The organism is Blattabacterium cuenoti, from assembly GCF_014251955.1.
Taxonomy (GTDB): domain Bacteria; phylum Bacteroidota; class Bacteroidia; order Flavobacteriales; family Blattabacteriaceae; genus Blattabacterium; species Blattabacterium cuenoti_L.
In genome coordinates this window covers 480,905-506,046 of record NZ_CP059203.1, presented here as the reverse complement: position 1 = coordinate 506,046, position 25,142 = coordinate 480,905, and the positions used below count along the sequence as shown (strand labels likewise).

Sequence of the window (25,142 nt, the reverse complement as noted above, 5' to 3'; positions counted from 1 at the left end):
CTTACTTATTTTTATTTTTTGTGAAAGTAGAAAAATTTAAAAAATCTATTTTTGGATTGGTTGGAAAGGAAATTAGTTATTCTTTTTCAAAGAAGTTTTTTATAGAAAAATTTAAAAAGGAATCTATTCGTCATATAACTTATGAAATATTTGACATTCCAAAAATAGAGGACATTTTATGGATTTTTAAAAATCCTTATTTTAAAGGGTGTAACGTCACGATTCCATATAAAACAAGTATTATTCCTTTTCTTACGGAAATTATGCCAGAAGCAAAATCTATTGGTTCCGTGAATGTAGTTAAAATAATACATGATCAACATAATAGTAGGAGGATAATTGGATCCAATACGGATGTTTTAGGGTTTGAGTTATCCTTTAAAAAGGATATGAAGAAATTTTCATGTCATAATGCAATGGCGGCTTTGATTCTTGGAACTGGAGGAGTCTCTAAATCTATTTCATTCATTTTAAGAAAATTGAAAATACCATACAAATATGTTTCTAGAAAAAAGAAAAACAAAGATTTTTTTGTATATGAAGAATTAAATAAAAATTTGATAAAAAATTATAAAATTATCATTAATTGCACTCCTTTAGGAACTTATCCAATGGTAAATTCATGCCCCCCTTTACCTTATCAATATCTTTCTTCTTCTCACTATCTTTATGATGTTGTTTATAATCCATCTAAAACTTTATTTTTAAAAAAAGGAGAAGAAAATGGCGCTATGATTAGAAATGGATTAGAAATGTTACGGATTCAAGCAGAAGAATCTTGGAAAATATGGAATTCTTAAATTAATTAAGAAAATTTTTTTTTCTTTCTACTACTCTATTTTTTTTATACTTTTTATACTTACTAAAAAAAAACACATTTCTATGTTAATGTGTTGTTGTAGAAGTAAAATTATTATTATGATTATTTTTTTTTTATAATATTATGAAATGAAATATGAAGAAATTTTTATGAAAAGAGCCATTCAATTAGCTAAAAATGGATTAGGATCTACATCTCCTAATCCTATGGTAGGATGTGTGATAGAAAGAAATAGTTTGATCCTTTCGGAAGGATGGCATTATCAAAAAGGAAAATCTCATGCAGAAGTAAATGCTATTAATATGGTCAATAATGTTTCTTTATTTTTTGATTCAACTCTTTATGTTACATTAGAACCATGTGTTCATTTTGGAAAAACTCCTCCTTGCGTAGATTTAATTATTAAAAGTAATATTCCTAGAGTTGTAATAGGAGTACAAGATCCTTGTCATAAAGTAAAAGGATTGGGAATTCAAAAATTAAAAGAACATGGAATAGAAGTTATAGAAAATGTTTTAACAGATCAATGTCGTTTTTTGAATAAACGTTTTTTTACTTTTTATGAAAAAAATAGACCTTATGTTATATTAAAATGGGCACAAAGTGAGAATGGATTCATGGATTTTTTGAAAAAAAAAGGAAAAAAAAAAAAAAAGAAACGTTTTTGGATTAGTGGAATTTATTCCAGACAATTGAGTCATAAATGGAGATCAGAAGAAGATAGTGTTTTGGTAGGAAAAAATACTGTGTTAAATGATAATCCAAAATTAAATGTTAGAAAATGGTTTGGGAATAATCCTATTAGAATTATTCTTGATAGAAATTTGAATATATCTCCTTCTTATTTTGTTTTGAACGGAAAACAACAGACAATTGTATTTACAGAAAAAAAAAAAGAAAATCAGAAAAACATAGAATTTATTCAGATCTCTTTTGAGAAAAAAATTATAAAAAATATATTAAATCATTTATATAAAAAAAAAATTTTATCCTTAATTGTAGAAGGAGGTAAAATGACTTTAGAAAGTTTCATAAAAGAAAATATTTGGGATGAATCTAGAATTTTTTTTTGTCGTTTTTTTTTAAAGAAAGGATTATATGCTCCGATAGTATATGGAAAAATATTAAAAAAAGTTGATATTGATGATCATGATCAATTGATTATTAAAATTCCATTTTAATTGGATTTTTTATCCAATTAAAAATCTAAAAGTATCAATATTATCTGCATAATCTTCTAGTTTAGGAAATTGCGCTTTTCCAAAAGGAACTTCATTTTTTGAAAAAATATTTTTTGCAACTATACATTGTAAATGTTCTTTATTTTTTTGAATAGAATTTTTTAAATGATTTAAATTTTTGTAAAATTCGTAATAAACTACAGATATTGGACTGTGATAATTCTTCTCTTCTTTGAGAAGAAGAAAATTATTTCTTATAATAGGAATTTTATTCATGGTATAAATAGAAAAATAATAATTGTAATTGTCAATGTACTTTTTATTTTTTGTGATATATTTAAATAGAAAAGATTTATCTAAAATTAAACGAAGATCATAATTATAAGGAATGAATATTTTTCCTACACTTCTGCATCCTCTTCCGGAATAAGTTAATATGTCTTTATTTAAAGAAATTAAATCATTTTCATTTTCATTTCCTTGTATTACAGCTATGGAGGTTCGTCTTTTTCTAAGAATCATAGGATATTTTCTAAAATAGTATTCAAAATAACGAGCTGTATTAGAACTTCCAGTAGCTATTACATTATTAAATTTTTCTTTAAAAATATTTTTAGTAAATTTTATTTTTTTTTTTAATAAAGGGTTTATATCAGTAATGATTTTACATAAAAAAGGAAGTAATAAATTATCTTCCGAAGATAATTTTATTAGAATACGGTGTCCTGATAAAAGGACACATAAAAAATCATGAAATCCTACTCCAGGGATATTTCCTGGCATTATAACCAAAACTATTTTTTTTTTATTAGACTCAAAAGAGTATTTGCTTATCCAAGATTCTATATTCTTTTTTCTAAGAATATCCCCCCAATGATTAATAGTAATTAATAAATCTTCTATTCTAAACCAACTGTTAGAAATAGAAATTTTTCTAATAATCTTTTGAAAAGGAAAAAAAAACTTTTCAAAAGAGCTATAGACCTTTTTTTCTTCATAAAATTTTTTAAATTCTCTTAGAAAACAACCTAATTTATCAAAAACTTCTACCATGGTTTTTTTCATCATTTTTTATTATTTATTTTTATTAATTATATATTATTTAAATTACCAATATTAAATTAATTTATTTTCAATGTCCATAAAAATCACAGAAGAATGTATTAATTGTGGAGCATGTGAATCAGAATGTCCTAATCAAGCTATTTATGAAGGGGGAAAAATGTGGAGTATGTCAGACGGAACTTCTTTAAAAAAAAGAAAAGAAGAATTAAAAATAGATCCTACTATTCCTAAGGATCCCAGAAAACAGGAAATTTATTTTGTAGTTTCAGAGAAATGTACAGAATGTGTTGGTTTTTATGAAGAACCTCAATGTGCAATGATATGTCCAGTGAATTGTTGCATATTAGATAAAAATCATTTGGAATCTAAAGAAGATCTTTTTAAAAAAAAAAATTTTTTGCATGGTGAGTAAAATTATGTATGGAAATGATCATCATAAAAAGACCATAAAGACTCAACATTTGGAAATAAAACAAACTTTTAAAAATTGGAAAAAAATAGTAAAATATTATTCTCCAAATAATTATAAGGCTTTTATTCAAATAATGAACACTTTTATTCCATTTTTTATTATTTGGATTATAATAAAATTTTACATTTTTAATTATTCAAAATCTTTAACAATTTTATCATCTATATTCAATTCATTTTTTTTAATTAGAATATTTATTATTCAGCACGATTGCGGACATCAATCTTTTACTACTTCAAAGTCTTTTAATAATGTATTAGGTTTTATTTGTAGTCTTTTTACATTGATTCCATTTAAGTATTGGGCAAAATCACATAATTATCATCATGCACATAATTCCCAATTGGATTTTAGAGATATAGGAGATATTAGAATTTTAACGGTTCGTGAATATCATCAACTAAGTTTTTGGAAAAAAATCAAATATAGAATGTATCGTTCGTTTGTTATCATGTTTTTTTTAGGTCCTATTTATTATATATTGATACATAATAGATTGCCATTAATCCATATTAAAGGGTGGGAAAAAGAAAAATTTGATCTTTGGATAAGCAATCTTTGTCTTTTATTTTTTTATGCATTTATAGGATTTTTTATAGGATTTTTAAAATTATTATTTATACAATTACCAATTGTTGTTTTCTTTTCTATTGTAGCCGTATGGGTTTTTTATGTTCAACATCAACATAATCCTAATTATAAAGAATGGAAAGTCAATTGGGATTATTGTATAGCTGCTATTAAAGGAAGTTCTTTTTACAAATTGCCTAAAATAGTTCATTGGTTTACAGGAAATATAGGTTATCATCATATCCATCATTTAGCTCCCCATATTCCATTCTATTATTTACAAGATTGTCATAGACAAAATCCTATTTTTGATAAGTATGTGACTAAAATGAATTTTTCAGGAAGTTTGAAATGTATTCGTTATAAACTTTGGGACGAAGAGAATAAAAAGATGATAAGTTTTAATGAAAATGAAAAAAAATGGGATAAAAATAAGAATAGATATGATAAAAAAAATTAATTCTGATTGGATTTTTTATTAAAAAAATGAATGGAATAAACCTTATTTTCAAAAATTGAAAGATTTTATTGATATAGAATATCAAAGATATATTTGTTTTCCAGAAAAAAACACAACATTTTTTTATCTTTAAATTATTGTTCTTTTCAAAAAGTAAAAGTCGTTCTTTTAGGACAAGATCCTTATTACAAAAAAAATCAAGCTGATGGACTTTCCTTTTCTGTTCCTAATGGAGTTTCTTTTCCTCCTTCATTAAGAAATATTTTTATAGAAGTAAATAATTCTTTACAAAGAAAGAAGTCATTTTCAAAAAATAACAGTAGTGGATCTTTGATTGGTTGGGCTAAACAAGGTGTTTTTACTACTTAATTTTATTTTAACAGTCAGAGAAGGATTTCCTGGATATCACAGAGATAAATAATAAGGGATGGGAGATTTTTACGGATCAAATTGTACGAACAATTTCTAATAAAAAAAAGAAGATTGTTTTTCTATTATGGGGAAAATATGCTAAAAAAAAAGCATCTATCATTAATTCGTTTAACAAACATTATATTTTAAAAACTTCACATCCATCTCCATTTTCTGCAAATCTTGGATTTTTTGGATCCAAACATTTTTTAAAAACCAATCAATTTCTATATGAAATAGGAAAAAAACTATTCTTTGGTGAACTCATAGTCATAGAGAGAGAAAAGATTAAAAATGTAAAGAATGATTTTCAAAACTTAATAATGCAGCTTCTTTGAAAGCTTCACTGAAAGTAGGATGTGGATGACAAATTCTATATATATCTTCTGAAGAAGCTCGGAATTCCATTGCAACAGTCGCTTCCATAATCATATCAGAAACATGATCTCCTATCATATGAACTCCTAGAATTTCATCTGTTTTTTTATGAGAAATAATTTTTACAAAACCTTCAGTATTTCCACTTGCACGAGATATTCCTAAGATTTTCATAGGAAAATAACCTGTGTTATATTCTATTCCTTTTTTTTGAATTTCATTTTCTGTATTTCCAACACTAGAAATTTCAGGATAAGTATATACTACTGATGGGATGAGGTTGTAGTTTATTTTATTAGGTTTTTGTCCTGCTATATGTTCAACTACATATAATCCCTCTTCTTCTGCTTTGTGTGCTAACATTTTTCCCCCTATAACATCCCCTATAGCATAAATATTTTTTACAGAACTTTGTAAAGAATCATTAACTATGATGAATCCATTTTTATCTTTTTTTATCCCTATATTTTCTAATTCTAGACCTTTTGTATAAGGATTTCTTCCAATGGCAATAAGACAATAATCTCCTATATATGTCCTATTTTTCCCATTATTTTTATCTTGAACATAAACTGATACTTTATCGTTTTTTGAAACGATATTAGTGATGAATGAAGAAGTTTTTATTTGAATCGAAGATTTTTCCAATATTTTTTCAATTTCCATACTTAAGGAATGGTCCATATTTGATATAATTCTGTCCATAGAATCTATAATAGTAACATGACTCCCTAATCTACTGTAAATAGATCCTAATTCCAATCCAATAAATCCTCCCCCAATTATTATTAATTGGTTTGGTATTTCATTTATAAGAAGAGCTTCTGTAGAAGAAATAATTCTTTTATTAAATGAAAATGGAAGAGGAAGACTTAAAGGTTTAGATCCTGTAGCGATTATACAATATTGAAATTGTATTTTTTTGAAAGATTTTTTATTCTTATTTTCTACAGAAATAACATTATTCTTTTTAAAAGAAGCTGTTCCTTGATATAAATCAATGTTGTTTTTTTTCATTAAATATTTTATTCCATCACTTGTTTTTTTTACTATTTCATTTTTTCTATTCATCATTTTTTGGAAATCTAAAGAAAGTTTATGAAAAAAAATTCCATGTTCATAATAATAGTTTTTCTTTGCTAAGAAATAATATTTAGAAGAATATAAAAGAGATTTAGAAGGAATGCAGCCTACATTTAAACATGTCCCTCCTAATTCTTGGTATTTTTCTATAATAGCAGTGTGAAATCCAAGTTGGCTTGCGCGAATGGCAGATATATAACCTCCAGGTCCAGATCCTATAACAACAATATCATATAAATTATTATTATGCATCATTATAATGATTCTTTGTTTTTTGTTGAATGTTAAAAAGAGAATAAAGTTACTACATAATTAAATTACATATTTAATACATATGCAAAAATTAATGGAGCTACAATTGTAGCATCTGATTCTATAATAAATTTTGGAGTATCTTTCTCTAATTTTCCCCAAGTAATTTTTTCATTAGGAATAGCTCCTGAATAAGATCCATAACTCGTAGTAGAATCTGAAATTTGACAAAAATAAGACCAAAAAGGAGTAGAATGTAATCCTATATCTTGCGAAAGCATGGGAACAACACAAATAGGAAAATCTCCTGAAATTCCTCCACCTATCTGAAAAAATCCTATTTTTCTATGAGTGGATTCTTTTTGATACCATTTTGCCAAATAAATCATGTATTCAATGCCATTTTTAACAAGAAATGGGTGAAAGAATTTTTTCATACAACATGAAGCAAAAATATTTCCTATTGTACTATCTTCCCAACCTGGAACAACCATAGGTAAATTTTTATTTGCTGCAGCTAACACCCAACTATCTTTTGAAGATATATTGTAATATGGTTCTAAAATGTTTTCTAATAATAATTGATAAATATACTCATGAGGAAAATACCGTTCAGATTTTTCTTGAGCTTTTTTCCATACATGGAAAATATGTTTTTGTAAAAGTTTAAAAGCTTGTTCTTCCGGAATACATGTATCTGTCACACGGTTGAATCCTTCTTTTAAAAAATTTTTTTCTTCATCAGGAGTTAAGTCTCTATAATTGGGAATTTTTTTATAATGGGAATGAGCTATTAAATTTGTTATATCTTCTTCTAAATTAGCTCCAGTACAAGAAATTATATGGACTTGATTTTTTCGAATCATTTCCGCTAATATTTTCCCTAATTCTGCTGTACTCATAGCTCCAGCTAAAGTAATCATCATTTTTCCATTGTTTTTGATATGATTTTTGTATTCTTTAGCTGCTTCTAATAAAGTTAGAGCATTAAAATGAAGAAAATATTTATCAATAAATGAAGTAATAGGAGTAGAATCTTTCATAAAATTTATTATTATTATCTGGCTATTTGTACAGCTCTAGTTTCTCTGATCACTGTTACTTTGATTTGACCAGGATAAGTCATTTCGTTTTTTATTTTTTCTGTTATATCACAAGATAATTGAAAAGCCTTTTTATCATCTATTTTTTTACTTTCTACTAAAACACGTAGTTCTCTTCCTGCTTGTATAGCAAATGCTTTATTGACTCCGTCAAAACTAAAAGCTATATCTTCTAAATTTTTTAACCTTTTTGAATAAGATTCAAAAGAATTTCTTCTTACTCCTGGACGTGCTCCGCTAATAGAATCTGATACTTGTACAATAGGAGAAATTAAAACTTTCATTTCTATTTCATCATGATGTGCTCCTATTGCGTTACACACTTCCATATTTTCTCCATATTTTTCTGCCCATTGCATTCCTAAAATAGCATGTGGAAGCTCTGATTCTGTTTCAGGAATTTTTCCAATATCATGTAATAATCCTGCACGTTTAGCTAGTTTAGTATTTAAACCAAGTTCTGAAGCTAATATTCCTGATAAATGAGCTACTTCACGAGAATGTTGTAAAAGATTTTGTCCATAAGAGGAACGATATTTCATTCTTCCTATCATTTTAATTAATTCGGGATGAATTCCATGAATTTCTAAATCTATTATATTTTTTTTTCCTATTTCTACTATTTCTTCTTCAATTTGTTTTTCTGTTTTTTCTACAATTTCTTCAATCCTTGCCGGATGTATACGGCCATCTATAACTAATTTATGAAGAGATAATCTTGCAACTTCTCTTCGTATAGGATTAAAACAAGATAAAAGAATTGCTTCCGGGGTATCATCTACAATGATTTCTACTCCCGTTGCTTTTTCTAAAGCTCTTATATTTCTTCCCTCTCTTCCAATTATACGACCTTTTACATCATCTGATTCTATATTGAAAACAGATACTGCATTTTCAACTGCTTGTTCTGTTCCTATTCTTTGAATAGCTTGTATGACAATTTTTCTTGCTTCCATTTTTGCAGTTAATTGAGATTCTTCTCTAATATTTTGTATATGTGATTGTGCTTTTCCTTTTGCTTCTTCTTTAAAAATTTCAATTAAATCATTTTTGGCTTCTTCAGAAGAATAATTGGATATTTTTTCAAGTAATTCTATTTGTTTGATATGCATATCGTTAAACTCTTCTTGTTTTTTTTTAAGAATTTTGAATTTTTTTTCATAATCATGTATTTGTGCTTCTAAACGATTATTTTTTTTAAAAAAAATTTCTATTTCTTTTGATAATCTACTTTCTTTTTCTTTTGTTTTTTTTTCTATATCAATTATTTTTTTTTCTCTAAAATGAACATCTTTTTCATGTTTTGATTTAAGTTCTATAAATTTTTCTTTTGCTTGAAGCATTTTCTTTTTCTTTATAGATTCTCCTTCTTTTTCAGCATTTTTCATCATTTTTTTTGCTTGAATATTTGCTTTTTCTAATAATTGAATATATTTTTTCAATATAGTTTTCTTTCCAAAAAAATAACATGTAATAATTCCAATCATAAACCCCATTAGGACCGAAAATCCAACATTTATTTTCATATTTACTCAATTTAAATAAAAATAAAATAGACATTTTAATAACATTTTTAAAACAAAAAAACAATAAGTAAAAACTATAAAAATTTATAATAAAAACTTGAATTGAATTCATAAAAATAACAATGATAAATATACAAAATTAACGAAGAGGTCTTTTATAGATTTGTTTTTTAATAATCAGAATTTGAATAAATTATAATAATTTTTTAATGAAAAAAGTATATTTAGATAATGCAGCTACAACTCCTGTAAGAAGTGAAGTTATAAAAGTTATGTTAAAAACATTAAAAGATTCATTTGGAAATCCATCTTCGACACAACACAGTTATGGAAGAAAAACTCGATCAATCATAGAAGAATCTAGAATTCGTATAGCAAAAGAAATTAATGCTGAACCACATGAAATCATTTTTACTTCAGGTGGAACTGAAGCCAATAACCTTGTTTTGAGATCTTCTATAATAGATTTAAAAGTCAAATCTATTTTGACCTCTCCATTGGAACACGACTCTGTATTACAAACAGTTATGAATTTATCTTGGAATCACCAAATACTTGTAGAATTTGTTCGTATTCAAGATAAAGGAGTGATTGATTTGAATCATTTAGAAAAAATATTAAAAAAAAATTCCTATAAATCTAAAAAAATGCTTGTTAGTTTAATGTATGCTAATAACGAAATAGGAAATTTATTAGAAATAGATAAAGTTGTTTCTCTCTGTAAAAAGTATAATGCTTATTTTCATTCGGATCTTATTCAAATCATAGGAAATATTTCAATTAATATGAAACAGTTTTCTTTTGATTTTGCAACGGCAAGTGCCCATAAATTTTATGGGCCAAAAGGAATCGGTTTTGTGTATATTAGAGAAAAAATCATAAAAAGAATAAAACCATTAATTACAGGGGGAAATCAAGAATATGGAATACGTTCAGGAACAGAAAATGTTTATGGAATTGTTGGATTATCAAAAGCATTGCATTTGTCTTATTGTAATCTAACGAATCATTTAGAAAAAATGAAATATTTAAAATCTTATTGTATTTCAGAATTACAAAAAATAATTCCAAATGTTATTTTTAATGGGTTATCAGATTCTCTTGAGAAGAGTATTCCTACTATATTAAATATTTTTTATCCAAAAAAGGATAATTTATTGTATTTTCATTTAGATTTAATGGGAGTATCTATTTCTAATGGGAGTTCATGTAAATCAAATAATTTTGAAAAAAAAATATCTCACGTGATTCAATCAATCACCAAGGATAAACATTTGTTAGAAACAATGATGCCTGTAAGAATTTCTTTTGGAATTTTCAATGAAAAAAAAGATATTGATTTTTTCATAAAAGCTTTAAAAAAGAAAATAGAAAGTTAATGATACAAAGAAATTTTTTATTAAAATTAAAATATTTTTTTAAATATCTTTACGAAGATAGAAATTCTATTTCTTCTTCTACTAGAATGAATCAATATCATTTGATTCAATCTTCTGTAGGTAAAAAAGTAATTATGGCTATTACGGGAATCTTTCTTATGTCTTTTTTATCGTTACATTTGAGTGTGAATCTTTTTCTTTTTTACGGAGAAGAAGCCTTCAATGAAGCCGTTTCTTTTATGAGAAGAAATGCCATCATTAGAATATTAGAATATGTTCTTGCATTAGGATTCATTGTTCATATTCTTTTTGGAATAAGATTACATATCAAAAATAGAAAATTGAAAGGGGAAGAAGATTATGCTGTACAAAAATCTATTTCTTCATTTGGTAGCCGTACTATGATTTATACAGGATTTTTAATTTTATGTTTTTTAGTTTTACACTTGATGAATTTTATGATTCCTATGAAATATTCGAATCATAATTCGGATTATAATGTGGTTGTTACATTATTTAAAAACCCTATATATACATTTGTATATGTTTTTTCGTTTTTTATTTTAGGAATTCATTTGAGTCATGGATTTCAATCATCTTTTCAGTCATTAGGTTTATCTACTAATAAGAAAAGATTGTATTGGATACAAAAATTAGGTTGTTTTTATTTTTGGCTCATTTGTTCTGGATTCTCTATCATAGCTATTTGGTTTTTTTTCATTCAATGGTAGTCGTTATTTATAATATTTTTTAATTTGATTCAAAACTATTTGAAATTAAACTCAAAAATACCGAGTGGAGAACTCACTAAAAAATGGACCAATCATAAATCTACTTTAAAATTAGTCTCTCCTAAGAATAGATCTAATATAGAGATTATAGTGATTGGAACCGGACTTTCCGGTGGATCTGCTTCTTCTTCTTTAGCTGAACTAGGATATAAAGTTAAAGTTTTTTGTTATCAAGATTCTCCTAGAAGAGCTCACTCTGTTGCTGCTCAAGGAGGAATTAATGCTTCTAAAAATTACAAAGGAGATAATGATTCTGTTTTTCAACTTTTTTATGACACTATTAAAGGTGGAGATTATAGATCTAGAGAAGCAAATGTTTATCGTTTGGCAGAAATATCTTCTAATATTATAGATCAATGTGTTGCTCAAGGAGTTCCATTCGCTCGTGATTATGCTGGTTATCTTGAAAATAGGTCTTTTGGAGGGACTAAAGTTTCTAGAACTTTTTATGCCAAAGGACAAACTGGACAACAACTTTTATTGGGATGTTATTCAGCTATGTCTAGACAAATTGGAAAAGGAAGAATAAAAATGTATAATCGTCATGAAATGCTTGATTTAGTTGTTATAGAAGGAGTTGCTAGAGGTATTATTGCTAGAAATCTAATTTCTGGAGAAATTGAACGTCATGCAGCTCATGCTATTGTTATTGCATCTGGAGGTTATGGAAATGTGTTTTTTTTATCTACTAATGCGATGGGAGCTAATGCTAGTGCTATCTGGAAAGTTCATAAAAAAGGGGGATTTTTTGCAAATCCTTGTTATACTCAAATACATCCAACTTGTATTCCAGTTCATGGAAATTATCAATCTAAATTAACATTAATGTCTGAATCATTGAGGAATGATGGCCGTATATGGGTTCCAAAAAAAGTAGAAGATTCCATTTCTATAAGAAATGGGAATAAATCTCCTGAAGAAATTCTTGAAGAAGACAGAGATTATTATCTTGAGAGACGTTATCCATCATTTGGAAATCTTGTTCCAAGAGATGTTGCATCACGTGCTGCTAAAGAACGTTGTGATAAAGGGTTGGGAATAGAGAATAATGAAACGAAAGAAGGTGTATTTTTAGATTTTTCTTATTCTATAGAACAATATGGAATAGAAAAAGCAAATGAACTTGGAATCAAAACCCCATCTTCCATAGAGATTAAAAAGTTAGGAGAAAGTGTTTTAGAATCTAAATATGGAAATTTATTTCATATGTATGAAAAAATAACAAATCAAAACCCTTATAAAAATCCCATGAGAATTTATCCTGCTGTTCATTATACTATGGGGGGGATATGGGTAGATTATAATTTAATGTCTTCTATAACAGGATGTTATATTATAGGAGAAGCAAATTTTTCAGATCATGGAGCTAATCGTCTTGGAGCATCTGCATTAATGCAAGGATTAGCAGATGGGTATTTTATTTTGCCATATACTATAGCTGATTATTTATCTCATATAATACATGTTTCTAATTCTAATACCACAAAAAACATATCTACAGAACATAAGGAATTTGATAAATCAGAAAAAAATGTAAAAGATAGAATAAAACGATTACTTCATAATAATGGAGATCTTTCTGTTGATTTTTTTCATAAAGAACTTGGAAAAATCATGTGGAAATATGTTGGAATGAGTAGAAATCATACGGGATTATTAAAATCCATAAAAAAAATACAAGAACTCCGTGAGGAATTTTGGAAAAATATTTTTGTTCCTGGAAATATAAATGATGGATTAAATTTAGAATTAGAAAAAGCTGGACGGGTTGCAGATTTTTTAGAATTAGGAGAGTTAGTAGCAATGGATGCTTTAAATAGAAAAGAATCTTGTGGAAGTCATTTTAGAGAGGAATATCAAACAAAAGAAGGGGAAGCTTTACGAGACGATATTCATTATAAATATGTTTCTATATGGGAATATCAAAAAGAAAAACTTCTTAGTGAAGAAATTATGCATAAAGAAAACTTATCTTTTAATTTTGTAAAATTGCAATCTCGTTCTTATAAATAAAGAAGACATAAATAAATAATATGATGAAGAAAGGATTACTCAATTTTACATTAAAAATATGGAGGCAAAAAAATAATAAAGAAAAGGGTAAGTTTAAAACTTATAAAATTTATAATCTTTCTCCTAATAGTTCTTTTCTAGAGATGTTAGATCTTTTAAATCATCAAATATTATATGAGAAAAAAGAATCTCCTATATCATTCGATCACGATTGTCGTGAAGGAATCTGTGGAATGTGTTCTTTATACATAAATGGAAGAGCTCATGGTCCAGATGATTTAGTGACAACTTGTCAATTACACATGCGTCATTTTCATAATGGAGAAACTATATATATTGAACCTTGGAGAGCAAAGCCTTTTCCTATCATTAAAGATCTTATTGTCGATAGATCATCTTTAGATAGAATTATTATATCAGGAGGATTTATTTCTGTGAATACATTTGGAAAAACAATAGATGGAAACATGATTCCTATTCCCAAAGAAGATGCAGATAAAGCTTTCGATGCGGCTACATGTATTGGATGTGGAGCGTGTGTTGCTGCATGTAAAAATAGGTCCGCTATGTTATTTGTTTCAGCAAAAGTAACACAGTTTGCTTTTCTTCCACAAGGAAAAATAGAAAGAAAAAACCGTGTATTAAATATGGTAAAAAAAATGGATGAGGAAGGATTTGGGAGTTGTACCAATACTCAAGCTTGTGAAATTGAGTGTCCAAAAGGAATTTCTACAGAATACATTTCTTTTCTAAATAAAGAATATATTTTATCATTTACATAAAATAAATAAAAAATATTTTTTTTAATATTCATAATCATGGAATATTTAGATTTTGAAAAACCTATAAAAGAAATTTATGATCAATATATTAATTGCATTCTTATAGAAAAGAAAAGTGGTGTAAATATGAAAGAAGTTTGTAGTCAATTACAGGATAAATTGGAACAAACTATTAAAAAATTACATAGTCAATTAACTCCTTGGCAAAGAGTTCAATTATCTAGACATCCAAATAGACCTTATACTTTAGATTACATTATTTCTATTACAAAGAAAGATTCTTTTATTGAATTACATGGAGATCGTTATATTGGAGATGATAAAGCGATGATCGGAGGTTTTGGAAAAATAGAAGAGAAAACTTTTATGTTTGTAGGAACTCAAAAAGGGAAAAACACGAAGGATAGGCAATATAGAAGATTTGGAATGCCTAATCCAGAAGGATATAGAAAAGCATTACGTCTTATGAAACTAGCGGAAAAATTTCGTAAACCGATTGTAACCTTTATAGATACGCCAGGTGCTTTTCCTGGAATTGAAGCAGAAGAAAGAGGTCAAGGAGAAGCTATTGGAAAAAACATTTATGAAATGATGTGTTTGAAAGTTCCTATAATTGTTATAATTATAGGAGAAGGAGCAAGTGGGGGGGCATTAGGTATTGGAATAGGAGATAAGGTTTCTATGATGGAAAATTCTTGGTATTCTGTGATTTCTCCTGAAAGTTGTTCTGCAATACTTTGGGGAAATTGGGAAAAAAAAGAAAAATCAGCAGAAACATTAAAATTAACGGCAGAAGATATGCATAAATTAAATCTTATAGATGATATTATTAAAGAACCTTTAGGAGGTGCTCATTTTCGTCCTGAATTAGCATATAAAGTCGTTAAAAAACAAATCATGAAATATTATAAACAATTATCATTTTTTGATACAGAAGTTTTAATCAGAAATAGGAAAAATAAGTATATTTCTATAGGTTTTTTTTATGATTAAAAATGATTCTTATATAAGAAATATATAAAATCATTATCAAAAAATTTAATTTGTTTATTATTGTATAATTTATAATTTTTTGTGTTTTATAAAGGAAAACGTGCAGTGGAGTAGGGAGTAATATGTTATTACTAACACAACACGGACGTATACAGAATAGTAGTAAAAAAAAGTTGTGTAATATTTTTTATCATGATAAAAATGAATCATCTAATCCAAGAGGAAGAAAAAAAATTTTGTTCTGATTTCATAAAAAATGGAAAAATACCTCCTCAAGCATTGGATTTAGAATATGCGATAATAGGTGCTATTCTGATTGATAAAAAAGGATTAGATGAAATTATTGATATTCTTTTTCCTGAAGTTTTTTATAAAAAGGAACATCAAGATATATTTCGTGCTATTCAAAAGTTATATCTTAATTCTAAGCCTGTAGATATTTATACTGTTTCCAACCAATTACGTCAAGATGGAAAACTAGATATTATAGGAGGAGAGTTGTATTTAATAGAATTAACACAGAAAGTTATTTCTTCTGCACATATAGAATATCATAGTCGTATAGTCCAACAAAAATTTATGATGAGAAAATTGATAAGCATATCTTCTGATCTTATAGAAAACTGTTATGATGAGAGGACAGATGTTTTTGAACTTTTAGATAAAGCGGAATCTAAACTTTTTGAAATTAATCAAAAATATTTAAGATCAAAAAAGTATGAGAATACACAATCTCTCATCATGAAAGCTATTGAAAGAATAAAAAAAATAGGAAAAAATAAAAATGGATTAAGTGGAATTTCTTCTGGTTTTTATAAAATGGATCAAATTACTTCTGGATGGCAGAATTCAGATTTAATTATACTTGCTTCTAGACCTGGTATGGGAAAAACAACTTTTATGTTGTCTATGGTTAGAAATATTGTAATAGAACAAAATATTCCTGTTGTTATTTTTTCATTAGAAATGTCATCTATTCAATTAATCACAAGATTGATTTCATCGGAGTCTGGTATCTCTTCAGAAAAACTGAAAAAATCTTATTTATCTGATTTAGATTGGAAATGTCTTTTTTTTAAAACTAAAAAATTAAAAGAAGCACCTCTTTTTATAGATGATACTCCCTCTTTATCTATATTTAGTTTACGTGCAAAATGTCGTCGTTTGATCTCTCAACATGGAATCAAATTAATTTTGATAGACTATATGCAATTAATGGGAATTAGTAACAATCATGGTTATTATTCTAGTAGATTGATAAATAGGGAACAAGAAATATCAATCATTTCTAGAAATTTAAAATCTATAGCAAAGGAACTGGATATTCCTATTATTGCTTTATCACAATTATCTAGAGCAGTAGAAACAAGAGGTGGGAGTAAACGTCCTTTGTTATCTGATTTACGTGAATCTGGAGCTATAGAGCAGGATGCAGATATTGTTTTATTTATTTATAGACCTGAATATTATGGATTCAATACTTGGGATACTGATGAAAATGATTCTTGTATTGGTCAAGCAGAAATCATAATAGCGAAACATAGAAATGGAGTATTGGATAAATTTCGTTTAAAATTTATAAGTCATCAATCTAAATTTATGGATTTTGAAGAAAAAAAAATATCTTCTTTAGATTGGGAAGAAGATTACAAAAAAAATGTTATAGAAAAAAAATCTTCTTCTCCTACTTCTCCTCTATCTTCATACGAAGATATTGATTTTAAGGATCCTCTCATAACAACAACAGATGAGAATAATTTTTCTTTTTAAGAAAAAAAATATCTTTTGAATTTTGAATGGTTTTTTTCAAAGAAAACGATTTGGAAAAATTATAGTCAAAGTAAAATATTTTATACAATAGTTATAATCACACAAATTACAATAGTAATTAGTGTGATTATAACTATTCTAACTTTTTCTATAGGATTTGGATTTAAAGAAGTTATAATAAAAAAGTTATTGAATATTAAAGGTCAAATTATTATCACGTCAAAAAAAGAGGTTCCATTTTCTAGAAAAGAAGTTCCTGTTGAATTTTTTATTCATAAAAATTCTATTCGTCATATTCATACTTTTTCTGAAAAAAATGTAATGATTATTGCAAAAAATAAAAATGTAGAAAGATTTGTATTCAAAGGATTATCTAAAAAAGATTATAATCCTGTTTTTTTTCAAGATTTTTTAGTTAAAGGATCTTTTTCAAGGATAAAAAAAAGTCTTTTTTCTAGTCAAGAAGTTATTTTATCTCAAAAAGTTTCCATTTCATTAGGCTTGAACATTGGTTCATTGATTCAAATCAATTTCCTTTTTTTCAAAAAAGGAATCCCTTTTTTTATTTCTAAAAAATTTTATGTGTGTGGATTATATGATACGGGAATTCCAGAATTTGATGATGTTTATATTATTGGAGATATGAAACATATACAGAATATAAACAATTGGAATGAAAATTTTGTAGAAGGAGTTGAATTTTTTTTATCTTCTATTGATCATAAAAAAACGGAATTTATTAAAAATAAAATTTCCAAAAAAATTACCAGAAATTTTCTGGTTCAAACTATTTATGATAAATTTTATTCTAATATTTTAGAATGGATTCATATTTTTAATGTCAATATTCTTGTTATTATTTTCGTAGTTTTGATAGCTCTTATTATTAATATGATCGTATTTCTTTTAATTCTCATTTTAGAAAGAACGAAAACTATAGGAATTTTAAAAATTATAGGATCTGAAAACAAAGTTATTTATAAAATATTTTTATATTACGTAATGCACATTTTAATTCCTTCATTGATAATAGGAAATAGTATTGGAATTTCTTTTGTCATTTTACAAAAAAAATTTAGATTTTTATCATTAAATAAAATACAATATTATATTGATTTTGTTCCTATTTATTTTAATATAAATAACATTGTTCTTATTAATCTATCCATTATTTTCATATGTCTTTCTACTATGTTTTTTACTATTTTTTTTATTATGAATAAAATAACCCTCATTAAAGTTATAAAATTTGAGTAAATCTCAAAGTTTAATTTTGTATTTTTGCATCATAAAAAAATGAATTTTTTTTGATACTTGTAAAATCTTCATCTGGAATAAGAGGAACGTTGGGAGGAAAAGTGAGAGAAAGTTTTTCTCCTATAGAAATAATAAAAATTTCTTCAGGGTATGTTTCCTGGATGAAAAGAAAATATAAAAAAAAAAGGAGAGAGAAGTATTTAATAATATTAGGGAGGGATGGTCGCACTACTTCTTTCATTTTTCAACAATTTTTAATTATCACTTTTCAAAGTCTTGGAGTGGATGTCGTTGATATTGGTTTATCTACAACTCCAACTGTTGGAATTGCCGTTATGAATGAAAAAGCAGATGGTGGGGTTATGTTAACTGCAAGTCATAATCCAAAAAATTGGAATGGATTAAAGATATTCAATTCTCAAGGAGAATTTTTATCTGAAAAAGATTTCAAAAAATTATTACATATAGTAGATAAAGAAGAACATTTCCATTTTGTTACTCCTACAAAAAAAAATAGATTAGGAGAACATTTTCACATAGAAAATTATGTTCAAAAACATATAAATACTATTCTTTCATTACCATTGGTAGATGTAGAAATGATTAAAAAAGCTCAATTTAAAATTGTAGTAGATGGAATTAATTCTACAGGAGGAATAGCTGTTCCTACTCTTTTAAAATCTTTAGGAGTTGAAATAGTAAAAATGTATTGTGATCCTCATGGAAATTTTATTCATAACCCTGAACCTGTTGAAAAAAATTTGAAAGAAATCTGTAAAAAAGTACCAGAAGTAAAAGCTGATTTAGGAATATCCGTAGATCCAGATGTAGATCGTGTTGTATTTATTTGTGAAAATGGAAATTTTTTTGGAGAAGAATATACTTTAGTGTCTATTTCAGATTATATATTAAAAAAAAAATTAGGGCCCATTGTTTCTACTTTATCTTCTTCTCATGCATTAAAAGATTTATCCTTTGATAAAGGAGTTCCTTATTATCCCACTTCTGTGGGAGAAGTTCATGTTGTAAAAAAAATGAAAGAAGTTCATGCAGTGATTGGAGGAGAAGGAAATGGAGGGGTTATTTATCCAGATTTGCGTTACGGTAGAGATGCATTAGTAGGAATCGCCTTATTTCTAACTCATGTAGCCACGCTTTCCAAAATACCATTAACTAAATTAAAAAAGAAATATCCTAATTATTTTATGTCAAAAAAAAAGATTCAATTATCTTCTGATAAAAAAATCAAAAGATTATTAGAAAAAATAAAAAAAAAATATAAAAAGGAAGAGATAGATATAAATGATGGAATGAAAATTCATTTCATAAGTGATGAATGGATTCATGTAAGAAAATCTAAAACTGAAAATATTATTCGAATTTATACAGAAAGCCGATCAAAAAGAAGAGCGGATTTTTTAGCAAATCAAATTATCTCCGAAATAAAAAATTTCGACTAACTTCAAAATATATGTCAAAAAATAATTTAGTTAAATATATAGAAAACAAATTCATTAAAAAAAATGATTTTCCTTTATTTAGTTCTGGAGATACTGTAACTATTTTTTTTGAAATTCAAGAAGGAGAAAAAAAAAGAATACAATCTTTTAAGGGAGTTGTTATCAAAAAACAAGGAAAAGGATTAACAAAAACTTTTACGGTTAGAAAAATGAGTGGAGAAATAGGAATAGAACGAATATTCATTTTGAATCAACCCAACATACAAAAAATAGAGGTGAATAAAAAAGGAAAAGTACGAAGGGCAAAAATTTATTATTTTAGATTTCTTAGAGGAAAGAAAGCAAGAGTTAAGAATATAGAATGAAAATGAATCTCAAAAAAGAAAGAAACATTCTATTTCCCTCTTTTTTGAGATTATTTTTTTTTGTTTTGATTATTTATTTTTTTCGTTTTCTTCAGGAGTTATTTTTTCTTTATCATTGTTATTGGATGTTGCATCTTCACCATTATTTTTTGAGGATTCCTCTGAAGTAGAAGGTGGAGTTGTTGTTGTAGAATTTGTTTGATTCTCATTATTGTTGTTATTATTAGCTGTTTTTTCCTCTTCTGTTGGAGTAGAAGTATTATCATTTTTAGATTTGTTATTACAACTACTTGTAAATAAAAATATAGCTAACAATATCGTGGTAATAGTAATTCTTAATTTTTTCATCATAATCAATAATATTATTTCAGTTATAACATATTCTGGGCAAATTTATATAAAAATTTGGAATGATAAAATATATCATTTTTTGTTTTTTTTTCATCAAAAATGAAAAATTATCTATTAATTCTAAAAAAAATTTTTGTATTCTTTCTTTTCTTTTCTTTTGGAAATAAGAATATTACAATTCATATTTTTTTAGATATAGAAGAATTTGACTAACCCAATTTATATATATTTTGAAAAAAAACTAAAAAATTATGTCTTTAAATAAAAAAATTTTAAAAGAGGCTTTAACTTTTGATGATGTTTTACTCGTTCCATCTTATTCTTCTATTCATCCATCAGAAGTATCTCTTAAAACTTCTTTAACATTTGATATTACTCTTAATATTCCTATATTAAGTGCGGCAATGGATACAGTGACCGAATCTTCTCTTGCTATTTCTATAGCAAGAGAAGGTGGAATAGGAATTATCCACAAAAATATGAATATAAAAAATCAATCAGAAGAAGTTTATAGAGTCAAAAGAAGTGAAAGCGGAATGATAGATGATCCTATTACTCTTTCTAGAAATTCAACACTTAGAGATGCACAGTCTCTTATGAAAAAATACCACATTTCTGGACTTCCTGTAATTGAAAAAGATCATTCTTTAGTTGGAATTATTACTCGTAGAGATATTAAATACCGTATGGATTTAGATTCTTTGGTAGAAGATGTGATGACAAAAGAAAAATTAATTACTTCTCCTAAAAGGAATATAACTTTAGAAAAAGCAAAAAAAATTCTTTTGAAAGAAAGAATAGAAAAATTACCTATTGTAGACGATAATAAAAAACTGGTAGGTCTAATTACAATTAGGGATATAGATAATTTAATAGAATACCCTAACGCATGTAAAGATTCTAAAGGTCGTTTACGAGTGGGAGCGTCTGTAGGGATAGATAAAGATACTTTAGAGAGAGTAGATTCTTTAGTGAAAGTAGGTGTAGATATTATAGCCATAGATTCAGCTCATGGTCATTCTGCTAGTATATTGAAAATGATAAAGTCAATTCGAAAATATTTTCCAAAGATAGCATTATTAGCTGGAAATATAGTGACTATGGAAGCCGCAAAAGATTTGATTGACGCTGGATCCACTATTTTAAAAGTAGGAATTGGATCAGGTTCTATTTGTACAACGAGAGTTATAGCTGGGGTTGGAATGCCTCAAATTACTGCCATAAATGATGTATATGAATATGCAAAAACAAGGAATGTCAATGTAATTTCTGATGGAGGAATCAGATATTCAGGAGATGTAGTTAAAGCGATCGCAGCTGGATCCAGTTCTGTTATGATTGGAAGTTTGTTTGCTGGAACAGATGAAGCTCCAGGAGAAGAAATTATTTTTCAGGGAAGAAAATTTAAAACATATGTAGGAATGGGATCTTTAGTCGCTATGAATAGAGGAAGTAAGGATCGTTATTTTCAATTTAATAGAAAATTTGTTCCAGAAGGAATAGAAGCTAGAGTTCCTTACAAAGGAAAAATAAAAGATGTTCTTTATCAAATTTGTGGAGGATTACGTTCTGGAATGGGATATTGTGGAGTATCCACCATTACAGAATTAATGAATACTGGAAAATTTGTTAGAATTACTAATTCTGGATTAAAAGAAAATCACCCACATAGTGTAAGTATTACAAAAGAATCTCCAAATTATTTCAATTATAGGAATGAATGAATAAGTAGTTAAGGTTAAGTAGTAAAATAAAGAATAAAGAATAAGGAAAAGGAAGTCAAGTTATTATTAAATGGAGTACCCGGGACGGGATTTGAACCCGTACGATCACAATGATCACAGGATTTTAAGTCCTGTGTGTCTACCAATTCCACCACCCGGATTGTGTTGTAAAAAAAAGAAATAAAAGCGAGAAACGGGATTTGAACCCGCGACCCCGATCTTGGCAAGATCGTGCTCTTCCAATTGAGCTATTCTCGCGTTTTTTTTTATGAAAAAAATGAAAAAATTGTCATGTCTAATAGTCGTTTTATGAGACTTTTTTTAGACAAAGGTAAAAACACTTTTATATATATCGCAAATTTTATGATTCATCTAATAAATTTTTAATTTCTCTGATTTTTACAAGGGCATCTACAGGAGTTAGATGATTAATCTCTAATTGATTAAAATAATTTATTATTTTTTTGGATAAAAAAAAAGCTTTATGTTGTTGTTGAGAGATATGATCATTCCATATGTTTTTTTTATTTATTGTTTTTAATACTTCTTTTGCTCTATGAATAATTTTTATAGGCATTCCTGATATTTTAGCAACATGAATTCCAAAACTATGTTCACTTCCTCCATCAATTAGTTTACGCATAAAAATAATATTTTCATTAATTTTTTTGACATAAAAATGATAATTTTTAATTCTTTCAAAAAAAGAACTCATTTTGTTTAACTCATGATAATGAGTAGCAAATAAAGTTATGGGTCTAAAAGAATTTCCATGTAAGAATTCAATAATAGACCAAGCTATGGAGATTCCATCATAAGTACTTGTTCCTCTTCCTATTTCATCTAAAATAAGAAAACTTCTTTTAGAAATATTATTTAATATATTTGCAGTTTCATTCATTTCTACCATAAAAGTAGATTCTCCTAAAGAAATATTATCTGAAGCTCCAACTCTACTAAATATTTTATCCACTAATCCCATTTTTACATATGTTGCAGGGACAAAGCTCCCAATATGCGTCATTAATATAATAATTGCAGTTTGACGCAAAATAGCTGATTTTCCTGACATATTTGGTCCCGTTATAATCATAATTTGTTGATCTGTTTTATTCAGAATAATATCATTAGGAATATATGATGTTTTGGATTGAAATTGTCTTTCAATAACCGGATGTCTTCCTTCTTTTATGTATAATTGAAAAGAGTGATTTATTTCTGGTTTCACATAATTATTTTCTAATGCAATGGTAGAGAAAGAACATAGAACATCTAATTCGGCAATTATTTTTGCGTTTTTTTGTAAAGGGTTTATATGTTTTAAAAGTTGGTTAATCAAATTGTAAAATATTTCTTTTTCAAGAGACAAAATTTTTTGTTCAGCATTTAAAATTTGAAATTCATAATTTTTTAATTCTTCGGTAATATATCGTTCTGAGTTGGTCAATGTTTGTTTACGGATCCAATAAGATGGTATTTTATATTTTTTTGAAGTTCTTATTTCAAAATAGTATCCAATTACATTGTTATATCCAATTTTTAAATTTTGTATTCCTGTATTCAATTGTTCAACTGAACAAAGTTTTTCTAAATATTCTTTTTTAGAAAAATAAAGATGACGTATTTCATCCAATTCCTTAGAAACTCCTTTCATAATGACATTTCCTTTTTCAATAGAATGAGGAGAATCAGTGTGTATTGTTTGAATAATATGTTTAGAAATATCGTTACAGTTTTGAAAAGTATTTACAACTTCTACAAGTTTTTTTGATCCTTGTCCTAAAATTTTTTTTTGTATTTTAACAATAGCTGTTAAAGATTTGTGCAATGCTATTAGTTCACGGGGAGATATTTTTCCAATAGCTATTTTGGAAATCATTCGTTCTATATCAGAAATTTCTTTTAGTCTTTTTATTATACATTTATGAATGAAGGAATTAGAAAATAGTTCTTGTACTATGTCATGACGTTTTTGTATATGAAGTATATTTCTTAATGGAAAAAGAATCCAATGTTTTAATAATCTGCTCCCCATAGGGGTGATCGTTTTATCTAGAATATCTATTAGAGAAACTCCTTCTTTATTTAAAGAACGAAATATTTCTAAATTACGAAAGGTAAAATCATCAATCCACATATGTTCTTCTTTTTTTATTCTTCGTATGGTGGAAATATGTTTGATTTTGTAATGTTGAGTCTCATGTAAATAACTTAATATCACTCCAGAAGCAATAATTCCTAATTTTAAATCATCTATTCCAAATCCTTTTAAAGAATTTGTTTGAAAATGAGTTATCAATTTTTCATATGCAAATGAATAATTGAATATCCAATCTTCCATTAAGAAGGTATAATATTTGTCTTTTAAAAATTGATTAAAAAAATTTTTCTCTTTTCTCTGAAAAAGTATTTCACTTGGATTAAAATGTTTGAGATACTGCAAAATATTGAATTGATTATCTTCTGACAGAAAAAATTCTCCTGTAGAAATATCTAAAAGACTGAATCCTAATTTTTGTTTATACACATAAATAGAAGCTAAAAAATTATTAGATTTTTTTTGTAAAATTTTTTCATTGATCGCTATTCCTGGGGTCACTAATTCTATTACTCCTCTTTTTACAATATTTTTTCCTTTTTGAGGTTCTTCCAATTGATCACAAATAGCAACACGATGTCCTGATTGGATTAGTTTTGGCAAATAATTATTTAAAGAATGATAAGGGAACCCTGCTAAGGGAATATTTGATCGTTTGGTTAAAACAATATTTAAAATTTTAGAACATCTGACAGCGTCTTGTCCAAAAGTTTCATAGAAATCTCCAACTTGAAATAATAGAATAGTGTCTTCTGTATATTTATCTTTTATATTATTATATTGTTTGATTAATGGAGTTTCTTCGGAAAAAGAATTTTTGTTTTTATTCATTATAATA

General features: G+C 26.5%; 20 protein-coding genes, 2 tRNA genes and 1 pseudogene. 15 read left to right on the top strand and 8 right to left on the bottom strand.

Translation table 11 applies throughout. The features are described 5' to 3' along the window. The first annotated feature begins 20 nt into the window (after positions 1-20). Both H0H53_RS02415 and ribD read left to right on the top strand, forming a co-directional pair. Positions 21-800 carry a shikimate dehydrogenase family protein gene (locus H0H53_RS02415; RefSeq protein ID WP_185870402.1) on the top strand — a complete coding sequence of 260 codons (780 nt, stop codon included), beginning with the start codon at positions 21-23 and terminating at the stop codon, positions 798-800. Positions 801-948: 148 nt separating this feature from the next. After that, entirely contained in the window at positions 949-2,001 is a 1,053-nt protein-coding gene (gene ribD / locus H0H53_RS02410; protein WP_185870401.1) for a bifunctional diaminohydroxyphosphoribosylaminopyrimidine deaminase/5-amino-6-(5-phosphoribosylamino)uracil reductase RibD, read from the top strand. A 9-nt stretch (positions 2,002-2,010) separates the two neighbouring features. Here ribD and H0H53_RS02405 read toward each other — a convergent pair whose 3' ends face one another. Continuing rightward, positions 2,011-3,069 (bottom strand): acyl-CoA reductase, encoded by a 1,059-nt coding sequence (locus H0H53_RS02405; RefSeq protein ID WP_238784259.1) that lies wholly within the window; start codon positions 3,067-3,069, stop codon positions 2,011-2,013. Between the two features lie 67 nt (positions 3,070-3,136). On the opposite strand from H0H53_RS02405, the gene H0H53_RS02400 reads away from it, so the two are divergent. From H0H53_RS02400 to H0H53_RS03140, 3 genes and pseudogenes are all read left to right on the top strand, one after another. Further along, positions 3,137-3,478, top strand: a complete 342-nt coding sequence (locus H0H53_RS02400) for a 4Fe-4S binding protein (protein WP_185870400.1) — start codon at positions 3,137-3,139, stop codon at positions 3,476-3,478. Further along, positions 3,468-4,568: a fatty acid desaturase family protein gene (locus H0H53_RS02395; RefSeq protein ID WP_238784258.1), complete on the top strand. Its 1,101-nt coding sequence runs from the start codon at positions 3,468-3,470 to the stop codon at positions 4,566-4,568. The genes H0H53_RS02400 and H0H53_RS02395 overlap by 11 nt, the downstream gene beginning before the upstream one ends. Positions 4,569-4,623: 55 nt before the next feature. Beyond that, positions 4,624-5,317 (top strand): annotated as a pseudogene (locus H0H53_RS03140) (uracil-DNA glycosylase). Here H0H53_RS03140 and lpdA read toward each other — a convergent pair. The 3 genes from lpdA to rny all read right to left on the bottom strand — a co-directional run bounded on the left by lpdA (position 5,268) and on the right by rny (position 9,321). Next, positions 5,268-6,695: a dihydrolipoyl dehydrogenase gene (gene lpdA, locus H0H53_RS02385; protein ID WP_238784257.1), complete on the bottom strand. Its 1,428-nt coding sequence runs from the start codon at positions 6,693-6,695 to the stop codon at positions 5,268-5,270. The pseudogene H0H53_RS03140 and the gene lpdA sit on opposite strands and share 50 nt — an antisense overlap. A 62-nt stretch (positions 6,696-6,757) precedes the next feature. Next, positions 6,758-7,735, bottom strand: coding sequence for a deoxyhypusine synthase family protein (locus H0H53_RS02380; protein ID WP_185870399.1), 978 nt, complete (start codon positions 7,733-7,735; stop codon positions 6,758-6,760). A 14-nt stretch (positions 7,736-7,749) separates the two neighbouring features. Next, on the bottom strand, positions 7,750-9,321 hold the full coding sequence (gene rny, locus H0H53_RS02375; RefSeq protein ID WP_185870398.1) for a ribonuclease Y: 1,572 nt from the start codon (positions 9,319-9,321) through the stop codon (positions 7,750-7,752). Between the two features lie 209 nt (positions 9,322-9,530). Between rny and H0H53_RS02370 the strand changes: the two genes are divergently transcribed. From H0H53_RS02370 to rplS, 9 genes are all read left to right on the top strand, one after another. After that, positions 9,531-10,700: a cysteine desulfurase family protein gene (locus tag H0H53_RS02370; RefSeq protein ID WP_185870397.1), complete on the top strand. Its 1,170-nt coding sequence runs from the start codon at positions 9,531-9,533 to the stop codon at positions 10,698-10,700. Next, entirely contained in the window at positions 10,700-11,431 is a 732-nt protein-coding gene (locus tag H0H53_RS02365; protein WP_238784256.1) for a succinate dehydrogenase cytochrome b subunit, read from the top strand. The genes H0H53_RS02370 and H0H53_RS02365 overlap by 1 nt, the downstream gene beginning before the upstream one ends. A gap of 24 nt (positions 11,432-11,455) precedes the next feature. After that, the gene (locus H0H53_RS02360; RefSeq protein ID WP_185870396.1) at positions 11,456-13,504 is read left to right on the top strand and encodes a fumarate reductase/succinate dehydrogenase flavoprotein subunit; all 2,049 of its coding nucleotides are present in this window, start codon (positions 11,456-11,458) and stop codon (positions 13,502-13,504) included. Positions 13,505-13,524: 20 nt separating this feature from the next. Beyond that, complete coding sequence (locus H0H53_RS02355; RefSeq protein ID WP_394798641.1) at positions 13,525-14,286, top strand: succinate dehydrogenase/fumarate reductase iron-sulfur subunit; 762 nt, start codon at positions 13,525-13,527, stop codon at positions 14,284-14,286. A 36-nt stretch (positions 14,287-14,322) separates the two neighbouring features. Then, entirely contained in the window at positions 14,323-15,279 is a 957-nt protein-coding gene (locus tag H0H53_RS02350) for an acetyl-CoA carboxylase carboxyltransferase subunit alpha (protein ID WP_185870395.1), read from the top strand. 192 nt (positions 15,280-15,471) lie between these two features. Further along, positions 15,472-17,049, top strand: coding sequence for a replicative DNA helicase (gene dnaB / locus H0H53_RS02345; RefSeq protein ID WP_185870394.1), 1,578 nt, complete (start codon positions 15,472-15,474; stop codon positions 17,047-17,049). A gap of 123 nt (positions 17,050-17,172) precedes the next feature. Next, the gene (locus H0H53_RS02340; RefSeq protein ID WP_238784255.1) at positions 17,173-18,306 is read left to right on the top strand and encodes an ABC transporter permease; all 1,134 of its coding nucleotides are present in this window, start codon (positions 17,173-17,175) and stop codon (positions 18,304-18,306) included. Between the two features lie 50 nt (positions 18,307-18,356). Beyond that, positions 18,357-19,766, top strand: a complete 1,410-nt coding sequence (gene glmM / locus H0H53_RS02335; RefSeq protein ID WP_185870392.1) for a phosphoglucosamine mutase — start codon at positions 18,357-18,359, stop codon at positions 19,764-19,766. A gap of 11 nt (positions 19,767-19,777) precedes the next feature. Further along, positions 19,778-20,131 (top strand): 50S ribosomal protein L19, encoded by a 354-nt coding sequence (rplS, locus tag H0H53_RS02330; protein WP_185870391.1) that lies wholly within the window; start codon positions 19,778-19,780, stop codon positions 20,129-20,131. A gap of 69 nt (positions 20,132-20,200) precedes the next feature. Here the strand turns inward: rplS and H0H53_RS02325 are convergent, their stop codons facing one another. Then, positions 20,201-20,482: a hypothetical protein gene (locus H0H53_RS02325; RefSeq protein ID WP_185870390.1), complete on the bottom strand. Its 282-nt coding sequence runs from the start codon at positions 20,480-20,482 to the stop codon at positions 20,201-20,203. Between the two features lie 251 nt (positions 20,483-20,733). Here H0H53_RS02325 and guaB point away from each other — a divergent pair, with 251 nt between their 5' ends. After that, complete coding sequence (gene guaB, locus H0H53_RS02320; protein ID WP_185870389.1) at positions 20,734-22,206, top strand: IMP dehydrogenase; 1,473 nt, start codon at positions 20,734-20,736, stop codon at positions 22,204-22,206. A gap of 76 nt (positions 22,207-22,282) precedes the next feature. On the opposite strand, the gene H0H53_RS02315 is transcribed toward guaB, so the two are convergent. The 3 genes from H0H53_RS02315 to mutS all read right to left on the bottom strand — a co-directional run bounded on the left by H0H53_RS02315 (position 22,283) and on the right by mutS (position 25,135). After that, a tRNA-Leu gene (locus H0H53_RS02315) sits at positions 22,283-22,367 on the bottom strand. Positions 22,368-22,391: 24 nt separating this feature from the next. Next, positions 22,392-22,464 (bottom strand) — tRNA-Gly (locus H0H53_RS02310). Between the two features lie 103 nt (positions 22,465-22,567). After that, positions 22,568-25,135 (bottom strand): DNA mismatch repair protein MutS, encoded by a 2,568-nt coding sequence (gene mutS, locus H0H53_RS02305; RefSeq protein WP_185870388.1) that lies wholly within the window; start codon positions 25,133-25,135, stop codon positions 22,568-22,570. Positions 25,136-25,142 lie beyond the last annotated feature (7 nt).